Annotated in this window: 1 protein-coding gene; it reads right to left on the bottom strand. The window is 74.0% G+C overall.

Annotation, left to right across the window (positions count from 1 at the left end; translation table 11 throughout):
- The coding region (locus PUR61_RS01600; protein WP_329874833.1) for a polyketide synthase at positions 1 to 792 on the bottom strand (792 nt) is incomplete at both ends.

The following is a 792-nucleotide window of genomic DNA, read 5'->3' as shown; positions in this document are numbered from 1 at the left end:
GATGTTCGACTTCAACGAACCCAGCCACACCGGCTGCTCCGCCGGACGACCCTGCCCGTACGTGGCCAGCACCGCCTGCGCCTCGATCGGATCACCCAGCGACGTCCCCGTCCCGTGACCCTCCACCGCGTCGACGTCCGCCACGCCCAGCCGGGCGTCGGCGAGCGCGGCCCGGATCACCCGCTCCTGCGAGGGGCCGTTGGGCGCGGTCAGGCCGTTCGACGCACCGTCCTGGTTGACGGCCGAACCCCGCACCACGGCCAGCACCTCGTGACCCAGCCGCCTCGCGTCCGACAGCCGCTCCAGCAGCACCAGGCCCACGCCCTCGGCCCAGGCGGTGCCGTCGGCCGCGTCCGCGTAGGCCCTGGCCCGGCCGTCGGCCGACAGCGCACGCTGGCGGGAGAACTCGACGAAGGAGGTGGGCCGGGCCATGACGGCGACACCGCCGGCCAGCGCCAGCGTGCACTCCCCGTCGCGCAGCGCCTGCGCGGCCAGGTGCAGCGCCACCAGCGAGGACGAGCAGGCGGTGTCCACCGTCACCGACGGACCCTCCAGCCCGAGGGTGTAGGAGATGCGGCCCGACGCCACCGAACCCGCGTTGCCCGTGCCGAGGTAGCCCTCCAGCCCGTCGGGGACCTCGGCGAGGTCGGTCGCGTAGTCGTGGTACATCAGACCGGCGTACACGCCGACCGGCTGCCCCTTCAGCGACGTCGGGTCGATGCCCGCCCGCTCCAGCAGTTCCCAGGACGTCTCCAGCAGCAACCGCTGCTGCGGATCCGTCGCCAGCGCCTC

This window comes from Streptomyces sp. BE20 (assembly GCF_036322525.1).
In the GTDB taxonomy this organism is placed as follows: domain Bacteria; phylum Actinomycetota; class Actinomycetes; order Streptomycetales; family Streptomycetaceae; genus Kitasatospora.
The sequence above is the reverse complement of the archived record's forward strand: the minus strand, read 5'-3'. Positions and strand labels throughout refer to the sequence as shown.